Origin of the sequence: Pseudomonas sp. SG20056 (assembly GCF_031764535.1) — a bacterium.
GTDB lineage: Bacteria > Pseudomonadota > Gammaproteobacteria > Pseudomonadales > Pseudomonadaceae > Aquipseudomonas.
This window is the reverse complement of record NZ_CP134499.1, coordinates 2,971,632-2,991,554: the sequence shown is the minus strand read 5'-3', so window position 1 is coordinate 2,991,554 and position 19,923 is coordinate 2,971,632. Positions and strand designations below refer to the sequence as shown.

19 protein-coding genes are annotated in these 19,923 nt (G+C 58.4%); 15 read left to right on the top strand and 4 right to left on the bottom strand.

Annotation, left to right across the window (positions count from 1 at the left end; all coding sequences use genetic code 11):
* Positions 1-37: 37 nt before the first annotated feature.
* Complete coding sequence (locus tag RHP75_RS14255) at positions 38-814, top strand: transporter substrate-binding domain-containing protein (protein ID WP_311088769.1); 777 nt, start codon at positions 38-40, stop codon at positions 812-814.
* Positions 815-948: 134 nt separating this feature from the next.
* The gene (locus RHP75_RS14250) at positions 949-1,749 is read left to right on the top strand and encodes a PhzF family phenazine biosynthesis protein (RefSeq protein WP_311088768.1); all 801 of its coding nucleotides are present in this window, start codon (positions 949-951) and stop codon (positions 1,747-1,749) included.
* A 1-nt stretch (position 1,750) separates the two neighbouring features.
* Here RHP75_RS14250 and RHP75_RS14245 read toward each other — a convergent pair whose 3' ends face one another.
* Positions 1,751-2,857, bottom strand: coding sequence for an ABC transporter ATP-binding protein (locus RHP75_RS14245; RefSeq protein ID WP_311088767.1), 1,107 nt, complete (start codon positions 2,855-2,857; stop codon positions 1,751-1,753).
* Positions 2,854-3,774 carry an ornithine carbamoyltransferase gene (gene argF / locus RHP75_RS14240; RefSeq protein WP_311088766.1) on the bottom strand — a complete coding sequence of 307 codons (921 nt, stop codon included), beginning with the start codon at positions 3,772-3,774 and terminating at the stop codon, positions 2,854-2,856. The genes RHP75_RS14245 and argF overlap by 4 nt, the downstream gene beginning before the upstream one ends.
* Before the next feature lie 309 nt (positions 3,775-4,083).
* Between argF and RHP75_RS14235 the strand changes: the two genes are divergently transcribed.
* Both RHP75_RS14235 and grxD read left to right on the top strand, forming a co-directional pair.
* Entirely contained in the window at positions 4,084-6,192 is a 2,109-nt protein-coding gene (locus RHP75_RS14235) for a molybdopterin-dependent oxidoreductase (RefSeq protein ID WP_311088765.1), read from the top strand.
* A 120-nt stretch (positions 6,193-6,312) separates the two neighbouring features.
* A complete protein-coding gene (grxD, locus tag RHP75_RS14230) occupies positions 6,313-6,639 on the top strand; it encodes a Grx4 family monothiol glutaredoxin (RefSeq protein WP_311088764.1) in 327 nt (108 codons plus the stop codon).
* A gap of 72 nt (positions 6,640-6,711) precedes the next feature.
* Here grxD and bfr read toward each other — a convergent pair whose 3' ends face one another.
* Positions 6,712-7,182: a bacterioferritin gene (gene bfr / locus RHP75_RS14225; protein WP_090248283.1), complete on the bottom strand. Its 471-nt coding sequence runs from the start codon at positions 7,180-7,182 to the stop codon at positions 6,712-6,714.
* Between the two features lie 195 nt (positions 7,183-7,377).
* Positions 7,378-7,596, bottom strand: a complete 219-nt coding sequence (locus RHP75_RS14220; protein ID WP_311088763.1) for a bacterioferritin-associated ferredoxin — start codon at positions 7,594-7,596, stop codon at positions 7,378-7,380.
* Between the two features lie 370 nt (positions 7,597-7,966).
* Here RHP75_RS14220 and flgB point away from each other — a divergent pair, with 370 nt between their 5' ends.
* The 11 genes from flgB (at position 7,967) to RHP75_RS14165 (ending at position 19,626) form a co-directional block, all read left to right on the top strand.
* Positions 7,967-8,374 (top strand): flagellar basal body rod protein FlgB, encoded by a 408-nt coding sequence (flgB, locus tag RHP75_RS14215; RefSeq protein ID WP_311088762.1) that lies wholly within the window; start codon positions 7,967-7,969, stop codon positions 8,372-8,374.
* A 15-nt stretch (positions 8,375-8,389) separates the two neighbouring features.
* A complete protein-coding gene (flgC, locus tag RHP75_RS14210; RefSeq protein ID WP_311088761.1) occupies positions 8,390-8,833 on the top strand; it encodes a flagellar basal body rod protein FlgC in 444 nt (147 codons plus the stop codon).
* 25 nt (positions 8,834-8,858) lie between these two features.
* Positions 8,859-9,527, top strand: a complete 669-nt coding sequence (flgD, locus tag RHP75_RS14205) for a flagellar hook assembly protein FlgD (RefSeq protein WP_311088760.1) — start codon at positions 8,859-8,861, stop codon at positions 9,525-9,527.
* Between the two features lie 43 nt (positions 9,528-9,570).
* Positions 9,571-10,950, top strand: a complete 1,380-nt coding sequence (gene flgE / locus RHP75_RS14200; RefSeq protein ID WP_311088759.1) for a flagellar hook protein FlgE — start codon at positions 9,571-9,573, stop codon at positions 10,948-10,950.
* Positions 10,951-11,155: 205 nt separating this feature from the next.
* Positions 11,156-11,896: a flagellar basal body rod protein FlgF gene (locus RHP75_RS14195; RefSeq protein ID WP_311088758.1), complete on the top strand. Its 741-nt coding sequence runs from the start codon at positions 11,156-11,158 to the stop codon at positions 11,894-11,896.
* 46 nt (positions 11,897-11,942) lie between these two features.
* The gene (flgG, locus tag RHP75_RS14190) at positions 11,943-12,728 is read left to right on the top strand and encodes a flagellar basal-body rod protein FlgG (RefSeq protein WP_311088757.1); all 786 of its coding nucleotides are present in this window, start codon (positions 11,943-11,945) and stop codon (positions 12,726-12,728) included.
* 121 nt (positions 12,729-12,849) lie between these two features.
* Complete coding sequence (gene flgH, locus RHP75_RS14185) at positions 12,850-13,569, top strand: flagellar basal body L-ring protein FlgH (protein ID WP_311088755.1); 720 nt, start codon at positions 12,850-12,852, stop codon at positions 13,567-13,569.
* A gap of 11 nt (positions 13,570-13,580) precedes the next feature.
* Positions 13,581-14,684 (top strand): flagellar basal body P-ring protein FlgI, encoded by a 1,104-nt coding sequence (locus tag RHP75_RS14180; RefSeq protein WP_311088754.1) that lies wholly within the window; start codon positions 13,581-13,583, stop codon positions 14,682-14,684.
* 13 nt (positions 14,685-14,697) lie between these two features.
* The gene (gene flgJ / locus RHP75_RS14175; protein ID WP_311088753.1) at positions 14,698-15,870 is read left to right on the top strand and encodes a flagellar assembly peptidoglycan hydrolase FlgJ; all 1,173 of its coding nucleotides are present in this window, start codon (positions 14,698-14,700) and stop codon (positions 15,868-15,870) included.
* A 6-nt stretch (positions 15,871-15,876) separates the two neighbouring features.
* Positions 15,877-17,916 carry a flagellar hook-associated protein FlgK gene (gene flgK / locus RHP75_RS14170; protein ID WP_311088752.1) on the top strand — a complete coding sequence of 680 codons (2,040 nt, stop codon included), beginning with the start codon at positions 15,877-15,879 and terminating at the stop codon, positions 17,914-17,916.
* A 30-nt stretch (positions 17,917-17,946) separates the two neighbouring features.
* Positions 17,947-19,626 (top strand): flagellar hook-associated protein 3, encoded by a 1,680-nt coding sequence (locus tag RHP75_RS14165; RefSeq protein WP_311088751.1) that lies wholly within the window; start codon positions 17,947-17,949, stop codon positions 19,624-19,626.
* Positions 19,627-19,923 lie beyond the last annotated feature (297 nt).

Sequence of the window (19,923 nt, the reverse complement as noted above, 5' to 3'; positions counted from 1 at the left end):
AAACTCGCTGCAAGCTTATTGATCTTTGGAGCCCTGCATGTCGATATGCCGTCAGCTGGTTGCTCGTGGAGTGTTGCTGACGCTGCTTGGTTTTGCCGGCTGGGCGCGGGCAGAGACGCTGGTGATCGCCGGGGATATCTGGTGCCCGGTTAATTGTCAGCCAGGCTCAGAGCGGCCAGGCATCTTTGTTGAGCTGGCGCGGGAGATCTTTGCCGAATCCGGTATCGAGGTGCAGTACCAGGCGCTGAACTGGGCACGCACCCTGCAACAGGTGCGTCGTGGGCACTTGAATGCGGCGATCGGCGCGGGCGTCGAGGATGCGCCGGACTTTCTCTTTGGCACCACGCCCGTGGCGTCGTCACGTAACTGCTTTTTCACCTTGCCGGATTCGACCTGGCGCTTTACTGGTACCGCCTCGCTCGCCGGACAGCGCCTTGGGGTGATCAATGACTACAGCTACGGCGATGAACTGAACGCCTATATCGCCCTGCATCACAGCGACAGCGAGCGCATTCAGATTGCCGCCGGTGATACGGCGCTGGTCTTGAATATCGGCAAACTGACGCATGATCGTGTGGATGTGGTGTTGGAAAACGCCTGGGTGATGCAAGCCATGCTGGCCAGCCAGGGGCGGGTTGGTGCGCTGCGTGAGGCCGGCTGCCGCAGCCCGGATGTGCCGATCTACCTGGCGTTTTCGCCTGCCTTGGAATCCAGTCCGCGCTATGTCGCATTGTTTGAACAGGGTGTGCAGCGCTATCGGGCCAACGGCCGTCTGCAGGCTTTACTGGACGCTTATGGGGTACAGGGACCCTGACAGTTGGTAGGGTGTATGTTCATCGATTGGTGTTTGTGGGCTTGCTGTATGGCTGTAATTGGCCGCCGCTGTAGTGGGCATGTCGAGTCTGTTTTCGGCATGCTTAAACGCACGAAGAACCCGGAGTGCGCCCCATGCAGCTTGAATTTCACCAGGTCGACGCCTTTGCCTCGCAACCGTTTACCGGTAACCCAGCGATGGTCTATCGCTTGGATCGTTGGCTGGACGATGCCCTGATGCAGCAGATTGCCGCCGAGCACAACCTGGCGGAAACCGCCTTTGTAGTGAAGGAAGGCGCGGCCTGGCATATCCGCTGGTTTACCCCAACGGCGGAAGTGCCGCTGTGCGGCCACGCCACCCTGGCCAGTGCCCATGTGCTGTTCGAGGTCTACGGTGAGCCGGGTGATGTGCTTGATTTCACCTGTTTGTCGGGTGCGCTGCGGGTCAGTCGCGCAGGCAGCATGCTGGTGCTGGATTTCCCTGTGCGCCGCGCGCAGTCGTGCGACTTACACGCAGACGTTGAGCGGGTGCTGGGTTTGCCGGTGGACAGTGTGTTGGCGCTGCATGAAGGGCAGGGGATTCAGGAATTGCTGGCGGTTCTGCCTAACGAAGCGGCGGTGCGAGCGTATAAGCCGGATCTGGCCGCTGTGGCCACGTTGCCGGGGTTGGGCTTGCTGATCAGCGCCCCCGGTGAGCAGCATGACTTCGTCTCGCGTTACTTTGCGCCGTCTATCGGGATCAATGAAGACCCGGTAACCGGTTCGACTCACTGCATCCTTACCCCCTACTGGGCGCAGCGCTTGGACAAGACCCAGCTGACTGCTTTCCAGTGTTCGGCACGCGGCGGCGAGTTGCACTGTGAACTGGTTGGTGAACGGGTAAAGATTGCCGGCCAGGCGCTGTTGATTGCCAGTGGCCGGTTACTGTTGCGGTAGGTCAGCTGTCGCTGCTGTAGCGACGCACGCCCGACTCACCCAGGTTGACCTGGGCGGCGATGCTGCCGGGTGCGGCAAACACCACCAGATGGTCGGCGGCGACGCGAATGCCGACCTGCTGGCCGGGGAGGTGATCGGCATGGCTGGGGAAGATCGATTCCAGCTGGCTGCCTGTGGGCAGTTGCAGGCGATACAGGGTGGCGGCGCCGAGGAAGGTCTTACCGACGATCAGCGCCTTTTGCGTACTGTCTGGGTCATAGACGATATCGTCTGGACGCAGCAGCACGTCGACCGCGCTGCCGGTTGGCCAGGTGTAGGCGCGGTTGCCGCGAATCAGGCCCAGTTCGGTCTGTACCGAGTCCGGGCTAAGCAGCTGGCCGCGAATGAAATAGCCCTGGCCGATAAAGCTTGCGACAAACGGCGTCAGTGGTTCGTGGTAGAGGTTGAACGGGGTGTCCCACTGCTCCAGTTTGCCTTCCTTGAATACGCCGACGTGGTCGCTGACGGCGAAGGCTTCTTCCTGATCATGGGTGACCAGAATCGCGCTGGTGCCACGGGCTTTGAGAATGTCGCGCACCTCATGGCTCAAGCGCCGGCGCAGCTCGCCATCCAGGTTGGAAAACGGCTCATCAAGCAGCAGCAGCTGTGGTTCCGGCGCCAGCGCACGGGCCAGGGCCACGCGCTGCTGTTGGCCACCGGACAGCTCGTGTGGGTAGCGCTTGCCGAGGTGGCCAAGCTTGACCAGCTCCATCAGCTCCTGGGTAACCCGCTCGCAATTGGTTTGTTTGCGGATGCCGAAGCCGATGTTCTCTGCCACGCTCAGGTGCGGGAACAGCGCGTAATCCTGGAACACCATGCCGATCCGGCGTTTTTCCGGAGCCAGGGTAAAGCCTGCCTTGGAGATGACCTGATCGGCCAGCTGGATCTCGCCTTCCAGCACCGGCTCAAAACCGGCGATGGCGCGCAATGTGGTGGTCTTGCCGCAACCCGAAGGGCCGAGCAGGCAGCCGATATCGCCGGCATTCAGATGCAGATTAAGATTCTGCACCACCTTGTGACCGGGGTAGCCGCAGCTCAGCTCGCGCAGGTTCAGCAGAGGCTGGCTCATGCGTGGTGATACGCCGGTTCAACCAGAAACTCGAGCAGCGCCTTCTGTACATGCAGACGGTTTTCCGCTTGATCCCAGGCGGCCGAGCGCGGGTCGTCGAGCAGGTCTTCGCTGATTTCCTCGCCGCGGTGAGCCGGAAGGCAATGCAAGAACAGCACGTCTTCTGCAGCGGCATCCAGCAGGGCGCGGTTGACCTGGTAGGGCTGGAACAGTTTGAGGCGTTCGGCGGCTTCGTCTTCCTGGCCCATCGAGGCCCACACATCGGTGCTGACCAGGTGCGCGCCAGCAACGGCGGCGCGTGGGTCACGCAAAATCTGCACACGGTCGCCGGCGGCGGCGAGGAACGTGGCGTTCGGCTCATAGCCCTCGGGGCAGGCGACGCGCAGCTGGAAGTCGAACTGCATGGCCGCTTCTATATAGGAGTTACACATGTTGTTGCCGTCGCCGATCCAGGCCACGGTCTTGCCCTTGATGCTGCCGCGATGCTCCTGATAGGTCTGCATGTCGGCCAGCAGCTGGCAGGGGTGCAGGTCGTCGGACAGGCCGTTGATCACGGCCACGCGCGAATTGGCGGCGAATTCGGTGAGGGTGCTGTGGGCGAAGGTGCGGATCATCACTGCATCGAGCATGCGCGACATAACGATGGCTGCATCGCCGATCGGCTCGCCACGGCCCAGTTGAGTGTCGCGCGGCGAAAGGAAGATGGCCTGACCGCCGAGCTGGATCATGCCGGCTTCGAACGACAGGCGGGTGCGGGTCGAGGCCTTCTCGAAGATCATGCCCAGCACGCGATTCTTCAGCGGCTCGAAGAGTACGCCGCGGTTACGCAAGTCCTTCAGCTCCATGCCGCGGCGGATCAGGCTCACCAGTTCGTCCGGTGTGCAATCCATCAGCGAGAGAAAGTGTCTTGCGCTCATCGTTAACTACCTTTTGACAGCTGGGCGCAGGTTCAATGGCCTAATTAAATAGAAGAAACGGCAGAACCTGCGGCTGGGGGGCCGCACTATGCGACGAAACGGGGAAGTCGCGATCTTATAAGCAAACGCCGATCAGGCGCAAATTGCCTGCTGTTTTCAGGCGCGTGGTGTTGGCGCGGGGACCATTTATCTGCTGACCTGATGCCGCGCAATTCACGTAGCGAACCCTGCTGGCGCAGGTCTGCACCAGCCGCCATAGTCATGTTTTTACGGTGCTCAGTGCATCGCGTTAAAACAAGAGGCCCGGCCATGACCAAGACCCTCCACCACCGTGCATGCCATCTCTGCGAAGCCATCTGTGGCCTGACCATTGAAACCGAAGTACAGGATGACGGCTCCACGCAGATCCGCTCGATCAAGGGCGATGCCCAGGACAGCTTCAGCCGTGGCCATATCTGCCCCAAAGCCGTAGCGCTGCAGGATATCCAGAGCGATCCCGACCGCCTGCGTCAGCCCATGCGCAGGGTGGGCAATGAGTGGCAAGCCATCGAATGGGATGACGCCTTTGAGTTGGTGGCCACGCGCCTGAGTGAGCTGCAGGCGCGGCACGGGCAGAACACCGTGGCGGTCTATCAGGGCAACCCGAGTGTGCACAACTACGGTCTGATGACCCACAGCAACTACTTTCTCGGCCAGCTGAAAACCCGTAACCGTTATTCCGCTACCTCGGTCGATCAGCTGCCGCATCACCTGACCAGCCACCTGATGTATGGCCATGGCCTGCTGATTCCGATTCCGGACATCGACCACACCGACTTTATGTTGATTCTCGGCGGCAACCCGCTGGCGTCCAACGGCAGCATCATGACCGTACCGGATGTGGAAAAGCGCCTGAAGGCCATCCAGAAACGTGGTGGAAAACTGGCGGTGGTCGACCCGCGGCGCAGCGAAACCGCCGCGATTGCCGACCAGCATGTATTTGTCCGTCCCGGCCAGGATGCTGCGCTGCTGTTCGGTTTGCTCAATACCCTGTTTGAGGAAAACCTTGGCCGCGCCAGCCACCTGACCGTCGATGGGTTGGATGACGTGCGTCAGGCGATTGCCGGCTTTACCGCCGAAGCCATGAGCGTGCGCTGTGGCGTGCCAGCGCAGACGATTCGCCAGTTAGCGCGGGATTTTGCTGCTGCCGAGTCTGCGGTCTGCTACGGGCGCATGGGCGTTTCTACCCAGGCCTTCGGCACGTTGTGTCAGTGGTTGGTGCAGCTGATCAACCTGGTCACCGGCAACCTCGACCGCGTTGGCGGTGTGTTGTGCACCGAGCCAGCCGTGGATCTGGTTGCCTCGACTTCAGGCGGGCACTTCAATCGCTGGCAGAGCCGCGTGTCCGGTTTGCCGGAGTACGGCGGCGAATTACCGGTGTCGGCTCTGGCCGAGGAAATGCTCAGCGAGGGTGAAGGGCAGGTGCGCGCCCTGATCACTGTGGCGGGTAACCCGGTGCTGTCCACACCCAACGGCCGGCAGTTGGAGCAGGCGCTGGATGGTCTGGAGTTTATGCTCAGCATCGACTTCTACATCAACGAAACCACCCGTTATGCCGACCTGATCCTGCCGCCGACCGGGCCGCTGGAACACGATCACTACGACACCACCTTTAATATGTTCGCGGTGCGTAATGTCACCCGCTTCAACGAAGCGGTGCTGGCCAAACCTGCCGGCGCGCTGCATGACTGGGAAATTTTCGTCAGCCTGGCCAAGGCCTTTGCCGCCAAGACTGGCGTGGAGCTCAAGCCGACCATGGCTCCCGAGCAGATGATCGACATGGGCCTGCGCTTTGGCGCTTACGGCGACAAGTCGGAACATAAGCTGTCGTTGGCGGCGCTACGCGAGCACCCGCATGGCCTCGATCTGGGCGCACTCAAGCCCAATCTGGCCAATCGCCTGAAAACCGCCAACAAGCGGATTCAGGCGGCGCCAGCGGTGATCATGGCCGACTTGCAGCGCTTTGCTGAGCAGCCAACGGCCAAGTCGGACGAGCTGCTGCTGATTGGTCGTCGCCATGTGCGCAGCAATAACTCCTGGATGCACAACTACCATCGCCTGGTTAAAGGCAAGCCGCGCCATCAGCTGCTGATGCATCCGGCGGATCTGAGCCAGCGTGGGCTGACCGATGGTCAGCGGGTGCGCGTGCGTTCGCGGGTGGGGGTGATCGAGGTGGAAGTGGTCGGCAGCGATGAAATGATGTGCGGTGTGGTCAGCCTGCCGCATGGCTGGGGGCATGCGCGTCCCGGTGTGCAGATGAGCATCGCCAGCGAACAGCCAGGCGCCAGCGCCAATGACCTGACTGATGAGCGGCAGCTCGATACCCTGTCCGGTAATGCGGCGTTGAACGGCGTTCCGGTACAGGTTGAGGCTGCTTGAGCGGCTGACATTCGGCGCAAGGAATGTGGCAGGGAAGGCCGAGCATTGCGCTCGGCTTTTCGCTACAATGCCGCCACCGTGCCGACCCGTGAGTCGGGAAGTTAAGTCCTGAGGTGCCCAATGGATATCATCGAAACCATCAAAGAGCAGATCGCTAAAAATACCGTTCTGCTGTACATGAAAGGCTCGCCGAACGCTCCGCAGTGCGGCTTTTCCTCCAAAGCTGCGCAGGTTGTGATGGCCTGTGGCGAGAAATTCGCCTACGTCGACATCCTGCAAAACCCGGAAATCCGTGCCAACCTGCCCAAATACGCCAACTGGCCAACCTTCCCGCAGCTGTGGGTCGGTGGTGAGCTGGTCGGCGGCAGCGACATCCTGGTGGAAATGTTTGAAAAGGGTGAGCTGCAGACCCTGATCAAGGACGCTGTGCAGAAAGCCGACGCCTAAGTTAAGCCGACTGCATAAACAACAAACCCCGCCAAGTGCGGTGTTTGTTGTTTATAGCGCGGTGGTTTGCGCTTATTCGTCCATCTGCGACTGCAGGTAGTTCTGCAGGCCTACGGCCTCGATCAGGCTGAGCTGGGTTTCCAGCCAGTCGATGTGGTCTTCCTCGGAGCAGAGGATTTCTTCAAGCAGTTCGCGGCTGGCGTAGTCGCCGATGCTTTCGCAGTAGGCAATCGCCGCTTTCAGATCAATGTGCGCCTTGTGTTCGATCTTCAGGTCGCATTCAAGCATTTCCTTGGTGTTCTCACCGATCAGGATCTTGCCGAGGTCTTGCAGGTTTGGCAGGCCTTCGAGGAAGAGGATACGCTTGATCAGCTTGTCCGCATGCTTCATCTCGTCGATGGACTCGTGGTACTCGTGCTCACCGAGTTTCTTCAGGCCCCAGTCTTCATACATGCGTGCGTGCAGGAAGTACTGGTTGATCGCTACCAGCTCGTTACCGAGGATCTTGTTCAGATGCTGGATGACCTTCTTGTCACCTTTCATGTCTGCGTCTGCCTTGCAGGGGAGTTAGCGTTAAATTCTGGGCCGATGGTTTTCGACTGTCAAACCTAAGTATTTGAATTTAAAGTTAAAATTAATATGAATACGAATGCTTAAGTTCTGCGCTTGGGCGCTAAGGTGTTGAATTTCAGACATAAAAAACCGGACGCTAGGTCCGGTTTTTTTATATCGCTAAATTTAGGCGGCAACAAAATTTGCTCGGTAGGCCATGGCCGCTTGGCTGCTCTGAACTTCGCTCAGGGTGTCACGTACCACTTGTTTGGCCAGGCAAGCGCATTTGCCACATTGGCTGGCAACGCCGAGGGTGGCGCGCACGTCACGATAGCTGCAGCAGCCTTCGTAGATGGCTTCGCGGATCTGACCGTCAGTAACACCTTCGCAGAGACACACGTACATATTAAGGCTCGTGGCAGGGCAGTAGTTTGTGCGAAGGATACTAATGTTAATGAGAATGCTTGTCAAAACTGTGTGTGGATGATTGCGGATTACCTGACGGGCGGTTGCGGATATAGGGAGCTGGCGGCGGGGGAGGTGGCGCCGTGATAGCTACGTAGCTTTCCTTGATGGTTTACGCGTGAGCGGCAATTAGGCCAAACCCGCTTGCCGCTTGCTTGCCCAAAGGCGGAAAGCGCTTGCCGCTTTGCCGCTTCTATCGTGGAATATTTAACTCAAGCAATTGATAAATAAGCAAAAAATAATTTGGCACAGCCATTGCTTATGGTCTTGCACGGAAAGTAGCAACACCAACCGGCAAAGGTTTCTGACCATGAGCATCAGTTTCGATCGGGCACTCGGCATTCATGAACAAGCACTGGGCTTTCGCGCTCAGCGTGCCGAGGTGTTGGCCAACAACATCGCCAACGCCGACACGCCGCACTACAAGGCGCGTGATCTGCAGTTCGCCACTGTGCTGGCTGAGCAAAGCGCGAAGAGCCAGCGCGGCCAGGTGAGCCTAAATCGGACTGACAGCCAGCATATTCCTGCGGATGGTGTGATTGTCGGGGATGCCAGCCTGGAGTACCGCATTCCTTTCAGCCCGTCGATTGATCAGAACACTGTCGACCTGCAGATCGAGCAATCCAACTACGCCGAGAACTCGGTGCAGTTCCAGGCCAGCTTCACTTTCCTCAATAGTAAGTTCAAAGGGCTGGTCAACGCCCTGCGCGGCGAATAACAGGAGCCTGATGCCATGTCACTAGCCAGTGTGTTCAACATTGCCGGAACCGGTATGAGCGCTCAGAGCACTCGTCTGAATACCATCGCCAGCAACATAGCCAACGCCGAGACAGTTTCTTCGAGCATCGATCAGACCTACCGCGCGCGTCATCCGGTGTTCGCCACCATGTTCCAGTCAGCGCAGAACGGTGATCGTGGGTCGCTGTTTGCTGAGCAGGATGAGGCCGGTGTAGGCGTGCAGGTGCTGGGCGTGGTCGAGGATCAGAGCAGCCTGATGCCGCGTTATGAGCCGAACCATCCGGCAGCTGATGCGGGCGGCTACGTGTATTACCCCAATGTCAATGTGGTGGAAGAAATGGCCGACATGATTTCTGCCAGTCGGGCTTTTCAGACCAACACTGAAATGATGAACACAGCCAAGCAGATGATGCAGCGCGTATTGACCCTGGGTCAGTAAGCCAACGGAAAAGGAGTGTAATCCCATGAGTACTGTTGGCGATGTCAGTGGTTCGGCACTGGATCAATACCAGATCAAGAACGAGACCAAGACAAACAAGGACCTGGGCAAGAATGAGTTCCTCAACTTGCTGGTGGCCCAGTTGAATAACCAGAACCCGCTCGAGCCTCAAGGTAACGGCGAGTTTATCGCCCAGCTGGCGCAGTTCAGTCAGGTTGAGGGAATCGAGAAATTGAATACCAGCATGGGCTCGCTGCTCACCGGTTATCAGTCGTCCCAGGCGCTGCAGGCGTCCTCGCTGGTCGGGCGCAAGGTGATCATTCCGAGTGACAAGGCCGTGGTCGACACCAGCGAGAGCTTCAAGGCCAGCCTAGTGCTGCCGGTCAGTAGCAGCAACGTCTACGTCAATATTTATGACAAGGCTGGTGCTGCGGTAGGGCGCGTCAATCTGGGTGAGCAGGCGGCCGGCAATGTCAGCTTTATCTGGGACGGCAAGGATGCCAGCGGCAATCTGTTGCCGCCTGGCACTTACAAGTTCGAGGCGCAGGCCACCTACGCCGATGGCACCAAGGGGCTTTACACCATGCTACCGGCCAACGTCGACAGTGTGACCCTGGGCGGCAAAGAGTTGATGTTGAACCTGGCGGGGCTCGGCAGCGTGCCAATGTCGCAAGTCCAGGTGATCGGTCAGTAACTAACAGGTTTTAGCCGCCGGCTTTCCGGCAAAGGAGTCTTCCATGGGTTTCAATATCGGTCTTAGCGGTCTACGTGCGGCGACCAGTGACCTTAACGTGACCGGTAACAATATCGCCAACGCCGGGACTGCCGGTTTCAAACAGTCGCGTGCCGAGTTTGCCGATGTCTATGCCGCTTCCGTGCTCGGTTCCGGCTCGAACCCGCAGGGCAGTGGCGTGTTGTTGGCGGATGTGTCGCAGCTGTTCAATCAGGGCAACATCAATTACACGCAGAACGCTCTGGATCTGGCTATTAACGGTAACGGCTTTTTCGTCACCAGCAACAATGGCGAGGTCAGTTATACCCGTGCCGGCTATTTTGGTACCGACCGTGAAGGTTTTATGGTCAACAACTTTGGCTACAGGCTGCAGGGTTATGCGGTTGACGCCAACGGCAATCTGCAGAATGGCGTGGTCGATGACCTGCAAATCCAGACCGCCAGTCAGGAGCCGCGTGCGACCGAGAGCATTCTGCAGACGTTCAACGTCAACTCGACCAATGTGCGGCCAACCAATGCGGGCACCATGGCGGCTCCGACCTTCGACCCCACGGATCCGCTTTCTTATAACTCCTCGACCTCTCTGAATATCTATGACAGTCAGGGTAACTCCCATGTCATGACGCAGTACTTCGTCAAGGATGCAGCACCGGCTAACAACAGCTGGACCATGCATGTGCTGATTGACGGAGTTAACCCACGCGATCCGTCGAGTACTCAGCCGTTCAGTTACGACCTCAACTACGACGCTGCTGGTCAGTTAGCTACGCCAGCGTTCACTCCGATTCAGGCTGTGCCTGGTACTCCCGGGCCGCTGGAGGCCCCGAACATTCCAGGGACAGCCGTCAACGGTGTGATTCCATTTGCTCAGGCAGACTGGATTCCCGCTGAGCGTGACCCGGTGAGCGGTAACTTGGTGCCCAATGGGGCAGACAGCGCTACAGCGGGCTTTACCTTCGATATGCGCGGTTCTACGCAATTCGCCAGTGCCTTTGCCGTCAGCAGTGTCAGTCAGGATGGTTACACCACCGGCCAGCTCTCAGGGCTTGAGATTGACGATACCGGGGTGATATTCGCGCGCTACACCAATGGCCAATCGCGGGTGCAGGGGCAGGTGATTCTGGCCAATTTCGCCAACGTGCAAGGCCTGACTCCAGTGGGCAAGACTGCCTGGGTGCAGTCGTTCCAGTCGGGTGAGCCCGTGGTTGGTACGCCGCGCAGTGGCACCCTGGGTGCTTTGCAGTCGGGTGCGCTGGAGGACTCCAACGTTGAGCTGTCGGATCAGCTGGTCAATCTGATCGTGGCGCAGCGCAACTACCAGGCCAACGCCAAGACCATTGAAACCGAAAGTGCGGTAACCCAGACCATTATCAACCTGCGTTGATAAGTGTTGCCTGCGGCAGGCACGTGCCTGTTGCAGGCGGCAAAAGTACGCCGCACTGGCATTTGAAAGGCTCCGCTTGGAGCCTTTTTTATTTTTTAATTTCATATTTATCAAATGCTTACGCTTGTTTTTCGAGTGCTGGCACAGCCATTGCTTTATAGCTTGTATAGAGCAGCGGGGCGGCAAGCCCACTCGGAGAATAACCATGGACAAGATGCTGTACGTTTCCATGACTGGCGCCCACAACAACACCCTGGCCCAGCGTGCCCATGCCAACAACCTGGCAAACATCACCACCAATGGTTTCCGCCGGGATTTCGAGCAGGCGCGTTCCATGCCGATCTTTGGTGACAGTTATCCGTCGCGGGTCTACGCCATGAGCGAGCGTCCAGGTACTGACTTCACTCCAGGCTCTTTGCAGGAAACCGGTCGCGATCTGGATGTGGCTGTTGGCGGCAAGGGTTGGCTGGCTGTGCAGGCCCCCGATGGCAGCGAAGCCTATGTGCGTACCGCCAGCCTGAACGTTGATGCGCTGGGTGTACTGCGCACCGGCAATGGCTTGCCGGTGATGGGCAACGCCGGGCCGATTGCGGTGCCGCCGGAGCAGAAAATCGAAATCGGCAAGGACGGCACCATCAGTATTCGTGCCTTGGGTGAGGCGCCCAATGTGTTGGCCGAAGTGGACCGTCTGAAACTGGTCAACCCGGACCTCAAGCAGATGGAAAAGGGCACCGACGGCCTGATCCGCTTCAAGGGCCAAGGCCCGGTACAGGCGGACGCCAATATGGAGATTACCTCGGGCTTTCTCGAATCGAGCAACGTCAACGCCGTGGAAGAGATGACTGCGATCCTCTCGCTGTCCCGCCAATTCGAATTGCAAGTGAAGATGATGCGCACCGCCGAAGACAATTCGTCGGCCATGGCGCGCGTCTTGCAGATGACCTAATTATCAGCACGTGGCGTCGTTAAAACGGCGCCCGAGGAGAATCGATATGCTTCCGGCACTGTGGGTCAGCAAGACCGGTCTGTCCGCTCAGGACATGAACCTGACCACCATTTCCAACAACCTGGCCAACGTTTCGACCACTGGCTTCAAGCGTGATCGCGCCGAGTTCGAGGATCTCCTGTACCAGATCCGTCGTCAGCCAGGCGGCCAGTCCAGTCAGGACAGCCAACTGCCGTCCGGCTTACAGCTGGGTACCGGTGTGCGGGTCGTCGGCACGCAGAAGATCTTCACTGCCGGTAGCCTGCAAACCACCGAGCAGCCGCTGGATATGGCGATCAACGGCCGGGGTTTTTTTCAGGTGCTGCTGCCTGATGGCACCGTGTCCTACACCCGTGATGGCAGCTTTCACCTGAACTCCGATGGTCAGGTGGTGACCTCCAACGGTTATGCCCTGGAGCCCGCCATCGTACTGCCCAACGAGGTGCGCACCTTTACTGTGGGTGAAGACGGCACCGTGTCGGTGACTACATCCGGCAACCCGCAGCCGCAGATCGTTGGCAACCTGCAAACCGCCGACTTTATCAACCCGGCAGGTCTGGAAGCGATCGGCAACAACCTGTTTCTGGAAACCGCTTCCAGTGGCGCTCCGCAGGTCGGTACGCCTGGCCTGAACGGTCTGGGCACCACGCTGCAAAATACCCTGGAAAACTCCAACGTCAGCGTGGTCGAGGAACTGGTGAACATGATCACCACTCAGCGCGCCTATGAAATGAACTCCAAGGTCATTTCCACTGCTGACCAGATGCTCGGCTTTATTTCGCAGAATCTTTGATAGGTAGGGTGGGTTAGTCGCGCAGCGTCTGGCCTGGCTTTGGATACAGCAAGGAATCGCTTGAACTGGCACTGGTGGCTCAGGTTACACGTCACCCCAGGCAACGCATGAGGTAGTAGATATGAACCGGCTGATAATCATAAGTGCACTGCTTGGCCCCCTGGCTTTGAGTGGCTGCATGGCTCCCGCGCCTAAGCCGGATGATCCCTATTACGCGCCGGTGATGCCGCGGACTCCGCTGCCCGCAGCGCAGAACAACGGTTCGATCTATCAGGCCGGTTTCGAGAATGGTCTGTTCGGTGATCGCAAGGCTTACCGCGTGGGTGACATCATCACCATCACCCTGAATGAGCGCACTCAGGCCAGCAAGAACAGCAACAGCCAGATCAGTAAAGACAGCTCGGCCAATCTCGGCGTGCCTAACCTGTTCGGTATGACGGTGGCACCAAAAAATCCACTGGCAGGCCTCAGTGCCTTGGGCCTGACCAATGACACTCTGGGGCTGGATGCCAGCTTTGATGCCACCCGTTCAGCTGATGGTTCTGGTGCTGCCGGGCAGAGTAATAGCCTGACCGGTTCGATCACCGTATCGGTAGCCGAAGTGATGCCCAACGGTGTACTGCTGGTGCGTGGTGAAAAGTGGATGACCCTTAATACCGGCGATGAGCTGGTACGGATTGCTGGTCTGGTGCGCGCGGATGACATCGCCACCGACAACACCGTGTCCTCGACCCGAATTGCCGATGCGCGCATCACCTACTCGGGTACTGGCGCCTTCGCCGATGCCAGCCAGCCAGGCTGGATGAGCCGTTTCTTTATTAGCCCAATGTGGCCGTTCTGAGGATGGCCACCATGACGCTTCCCAAATACCTAGTGGTTGTAGCCGCCTTGCTGATGGCTTCGCTGGCTCAGGCCGAGCGGCTCAAGGACCTGGCCAGCATTCAGGGCGTGCGCACCAACCAGTTGATCGGTTACGGCCTGGTGGTCGGCCTTAATGGCAGTGGCGACCAGACCACGCAAACGCCGTTCACCGTGCAGACCTTCAACAACATGATGGCGCAGTTCGGTATCAAGGTGCCGCAGGGTGGCAACGTGCAGCTTAAGAACGTTGCAGCGGTTTCGATCCATGCGGATCTGCCGGCATTCGCCAAGCCCGGGCAGACCATCGACATCACCGTGTCCTCCATCGGTAACGCCAAAAGCCTGCGCGGCGGCAGCCTGTTGATGACCCCGCTCAAGGGCATCGACGGCAACGTTTACGCCATTGCTCAGGGCAACTTGGTGGTCGGCGGTTTTGATGCCGAAGGCGGTGATGGTTCACGGATTACCGTCAACGTACCGTCGGCTGGGCGCATTCCCGGTGGGGCGACGGTTGAACGACCGGTGCCAAGCGGTTTCGATCAGGGCAACACCCTGACCCTCAACCTCAATCGTCCGGATTTCACCACCGCCAAGAACATCGTCGACCATATCAACGAACTGCTTGGTCCGGGTGTGGCGCAGGCAGTCGACGGTGGTTCGATTCGCGTCAGTGCACCACTGGATCCGGGTCAGCGGGTGGATTACCTGTCGATTCTGGAAAATCTCGAAGTCGAGATCGGTCAGGCAGTAGCCAAGGTCATCATCAACTCGCGCACTGGCACCATCGTGATTGGCCAGAACGTGCGCGTACAGCCTGCCGCTGTGACCCACGGCAGCCTGACCGTGACCATCACCGAAGACCCGATCGTCAGTCAGCCGGAAGCACTGTCCGGTGGCCAAACGGCCGTAGTGCCGCGCTCGAAGGTGAATGCCGAAGAAGAAGCCAAGCCGATGTTCAAGTTCGGCCCGGGGACCACGTTGGATGAAATCGTCCGCGCGGTGAATCAGGTGGGCGCTTCGCCTTCCGACCTTATGGCCATCCTGGAGGCGCTGAAACAAGCCGGCGCTCTGCAGGCTGATCTGATCGTGATTTAAGGGAGCGCACGCCATGGACTCTCGCCTTTCAGCCGGTTTGCTCGGCGGCACCAGCACTGTCGACAGTGGTGCCTATAACGATCTCAATCGCCTCAACCAATTCAAGGTTGGCGGTGACAGCGAAAAGAACATCAAGAAGGTGGCTCAGGAGTTCGAGTCGCTGTTTCTCAATGAAATGCTCAAGGCCATGCGCTCGGCCAACGAAGTGTTCGGTGAAGGCAACTTCATGAACAGCAACGAGAGCAAAACCTACCAAGACATGCATGACCAGCAGCTGTCGGTGACCATGTCCAATCACCAGAACGGTATCGGCCTGGCCGACGTGCTGGTGCGGCAAATGTCGAAGATCAAGGATGCGAGCAGCCGCCCTAATCCGTTTGCCCAGGTCGATGAGCCGGTGCCGAGCGCGCCGAGCAAACCCTTGGCCAGGGTCGACGGTGCACGTGACGACACCTCATTGATCAACCAGCGGCGCCTGTCTCTGCCGGGCAAGCTGACGGACCGTCTGCTGGCGGGCATCGTGCCTTCGGCCACGGCCGCCGAGGGGCAGCCGTTGGCACAGAATGACTGGATTCCGGCCAAGGCTTTTGCCGCCCCCGCCGATACCGCGCTGGGGCTCAACGGCACGGATGCGATCACCGGCCGGCGAATTGCCCAACCACCGCTGGCACCGGGCAAAGCCGCGTTCGGCTCTAAAGATGAGTTTATTGCTGCCATGTTGCCGATGGCCGAGAAGGCCGCCGAGAAGATTGGCGTCGATCCGCGTTACCTGGTGGCTCAGGCCGCATTGGAAACCGGTTGGGGCAAATCGATCATTCGTCAGCAGGACGGCACCAGCAGCCACAACCTGTTTGGCATCAAGACCCACAACACCTGGGAAGGCGACTCGGCGCGAGTGCTGACCACTGAATTCAAGGGTGGTAAAGCGGTCAAGGAGGCCGCTTCGTTTCGTGCCTATGACTCCTTCGAGCACAGCTTTAACGATTTTGTGAGCTTCCTGCAGGGCAATGGCCGCTACGAGAAAGCCCTGGCCAGCACTGACAAGCCTGAACAGTTCGCCCGAGAGCTGCAGAAAGCCGGCTACGCCACGGACCCGCAATACGCCCGCAAGATTGCTCAGATAGCACGGCAGATGCAGACCTATCAAACAGTCGCGGCAGTCGGTACGCCGTCCACCAACGGATGATGAAAGATGGCTGACTTACTCAATATTGGCCTGTCCGGTCTTGCCGCGAACAAGACTTCGCTGGCAGTCACCGGTCACAACATCACCAACGTCAATACGCCGGGCTTCTCGCGCCAGGAGACTGTCCAGGCCACGCGTATTCCGCAGTTCAGCGGTGCCGGTTATATCGGCTCGGGCACCACGCTGGTTGATGTGCGACGCATCTATAACGACTTCCTCAATACCCAGGTACGCAGCAGCACCGCGCTTAACAGCGATACCCAGAGCTATCTGGGGCAGATCAATCAGCTCGATTCATTGCTGGCCGGCAGTACCACCGGCGTCAACCCTGGGCTGCAGAAGGTGTTTGCCGCACTGCAAACTGCGGCCGAGGACCCGGCCAACATTCCCGCGCGGCAGTTGGCGCTGTCCGAAGCCGAGGGCTTGGCCAAGCGCTTCAATACCGTGTATGACCGCTTGTACGAGCAGAACGCCTTTATCAACAAGCAGCTCTCGGCAGTGACTGATCAGGTCAATCAGTTGGCCACCTCGATTGCCGGTTATAACGATGCCATTGCCATTGCCGCATCCAATGGACAGCAGCCCAACGATTTGCTCGATGCTCGCGAGGAGGCAGTGCGTAAGCTGTCGACCTTTATTGGGGTGACTGTGGTGGCCCAGGATGACAGCAGCTACAACCTGTTTGTCGGCTCCGGTCAGCCGTTGGTGGTGGGCAGTACGGCTGCGCGTCTGGAGGTGAGTCCTGGGCTGTCTGACCCACTGCGCAGTGAAGTGCAGTTTGTCAGCGGCAGCTCACGTCAGGGCATTACTTCGCTGATTACTGGCGGCGAGATGGGTGGGTTGATCCGCTACCGTGAAGATGTGCTGGACACCACGCTGAACGCGGTCGGGCGTCTGGCGTTGTCCGTAACCGATCAAGTCAACCGTCAGCTGGGGCAGGGCCTGGATCTCAATGGCCAGTTCGGCAATGGTCTGTTTCGTGAGCTCAATGACCCCATCCTGATTGGGCAGCGCAGCCTGGCGCGGGTTGGCAACAGCGACCCCTTGGCCAACCTGAATGTGCTGATCGAGGACACCACGCAGCTGGCCACCAGCGATTACGAAGTGGAATTCACCAACGCCACGGACTACACCGTACGGCGGGTCAGTGATGGCACCAACTTTGGCCCCTTCGATATCACCGTGGTGCCAGCGGCGGAGTTCGACGGCATCTCGCTGAACGTCGCCAGCGGCACCTTTGCCGCCGGGGACCGCTTTCGGGTGATGCCGACGCGCAATGCGGGCGAGTCCATCCGTGCGGATATGAAACGGCCGGAAGAGCTGGCTTTTGCCGCGCCACTGAAATCACAGACCAGTCCGGCGAATATCGGTACCGGGGTGATCAGCCAGCCAACCCTGCTGACTGAGATCGACATCTATGACCCGGTCGCACAAACCGATCTGGAAACCAGTCTGCGCAATGCGCCGCCGCTGCGCATTGTCATGGGTGCCGGTGGTGGGGCAACTCAGGGTTATGATGTGGTGGATATCAATGGCAACGTCATTGATACCGGGGTAATCGTGCCGGGTCAGAACAACACCCTGACCATCACTGTGCCGGCGACAGCCGGCCCACCTGCGGTGCCAGTGCCCTTCGATTACGAAGTGACCATCAGCGGTCGGCCACAAGCAGGCGATAACTTTTCGGTTTCCTTCAACACCAATGGGGTGTCTGATAACCGTAACGCCTTGAAGCTGATTGATCTGCAAAACCGCACGACGATCGGTATCAACCCCTTGGCGCCGGATACCACCGGTTCAAGCTTTACCGATGCCTATGGCGATCTGGTGGAGCGGGTGGGCACCCTGACCAGTCAGGCGCGGGTCGATGGCGAGGCTACTGGTGCCATTCTCAAGCAGGCCACTGACAACCGAGATTCGATTTCAGCGGTCAATCTGGATGAAGAAGCGGCCAAATTGATTCAGTTCGAGCAGTACTACCAGGCCTCGGCGCAGATCATTCAAGTTGCCCGTAGCCTGTTCGATACACTGATTAACACGTTCTGACGCGCCGTCTAGAACTTCGAGGTTAGTTTTATGGTGATGCGCATCTCTTCGATCCAGGCCTTCAATAACGGTGTCAGCGGCCTTGGGCGCAACTATTCCAACCTGATCCGCACTCAGGAGCAGATCAGCAGTGGTAACCGTATTCTTACCCCGGCCGATGATCCGGTAGCGTCGGTGCGTTTGCTACAGCTCGAACAGCAGCAGGCGGTATTGGGCCAGTACAAGGAAAACCTCACCGCTGCGAAGAACAGCCTGACTCAGGAAGAAACCACCATCACCTCGGTGGTCAATGTATTGCAGCGCATTCGCGAATTGGCAGTGCAAGCCGGTGGTGGTGCATTGTCAGGCGATGACCGCAGATCGATTGCCAAGGAGTTGAGTGAGCGTGAGGGTGAGCTGCTTAACCTGATGAACAGTCGTAACGCTCGCGGCGAGTATCTCTTCAGTGGCTTTCTCGGTAAAACCGAACCCTTTCTGCGTAACCCCGACGGCACCTATTCCTATCAGGGTGATGAGGGGCAGCGCAGCCTGCAGGTAGCCGGCTCAAGCAGTGTGGCGATCAACGACAACGGCAAACGGCTGTTTGAAGACGTAAGCAATGCCAATCGGATTATTAATGCGCTTGGCGTCAATAACGCCGCGTTACCAACGCCGCCATTGCCAGCTACAAACATTCCGGCGCTGCCGGCGGCAGATCAGCGGGTCTTTATGTCGCCTGGTCTGGTACAGGACAATCAGACCTTCAACAGCAATTTTCGCGCAGGCGAGCCGTACTCGCTGGCGTTTGTCAGTGGCACCGAATTTCGCATCTATGACAGCGCCGGTGCAGACGTGACATCCGAAGTGCCAGGTGGTGGCTTGATTGACCCCCTCGTCAGCGGCGGCAATACCATCAATTTTCGCGGCATGCGTTTTCAGTTGGATGTGGTGTTGCAGCCTGGTGATAACGAGTTGGATCTGGATAACCTGCTGGCCGATACCGCCACGCCGGGAACGCCGGGCATTAATACCCATAGTTTCACCCTGCAGTCGGCGCCCACGGACTTTGCCGTCAACCGCTCATCAACCAACAATTCGGCCGCGATTGTTGCTCCGGCGGGTATTAGCAACCAGGCAACCTTTGACAGCCAGTTTCCGACTTCCGGGGTTGTTCTGCGCTTTACCGACGATACCAACTATGAGGTCTACTCCCAGCCCGTTGGGCCGGGTAGCCCGATACTCGCCACCGGCACAGTGGTCGGGCCTTATCCGGCCACCTTCAGCGTGTTCGGTGCTGATTTCACCCTGTCAGCCCCGGCAGCGGTTGCTGGCGGCGACGAGTTCGGCGTACAACCGCAGTTTCAGGAGCAGCGCAGTATTCTCAACACCATCAGCCGCCTGCGTCAGGCGCTGGAATCATCACCGACATCCCCTGCCGGTAACCTTGGTGTCCGTAACGAAGTGGCAATTGCCTTGACCAATCTGGATAGCGGGATGGGCAAGGTGTTGGAAGTGCAGACCGAGATCGGTGCGCGGTTGAACTTGATTGACACTACCGAAATTGATAACGAAGACGTCACCCTAGTCAACAAGGCCGTGCAAGCTGATCTACGTGAGTTGGATTACGCCGAGGCACTGTCGCGTTTGTCATTCCAGACCATCATTCTCGAAGCCGCGCAGCAGAGCTACGTGAAGATTGCCGGGCTGAATCTGTTTAATCAGTTGCGCTGATTTTCTCTGAGTGCTCTCTGTTATCGGCCAGCAGGGCTGGAGTGGTGAGTTTGTACTGTATTAGTTGTCTGACGTGAAACCCCAGCTTGCTGGGGTTTCGTTTTTCTGGCGAACGAAGAAAACGTCTATTTAAGCTGTACCGGCACGTTGAACTGAAAGATGCTGATCGGGCATTTTCACCTGTCCGGACCTTTACCGCTGTTTAAACAAACATAGTTGGCCAAGGTTTTGCTTAATCGGTAGTAGAGTGGGTAATGTGCTGTTTTATTGGCATTTTCCAATACGGCTCACATGTAG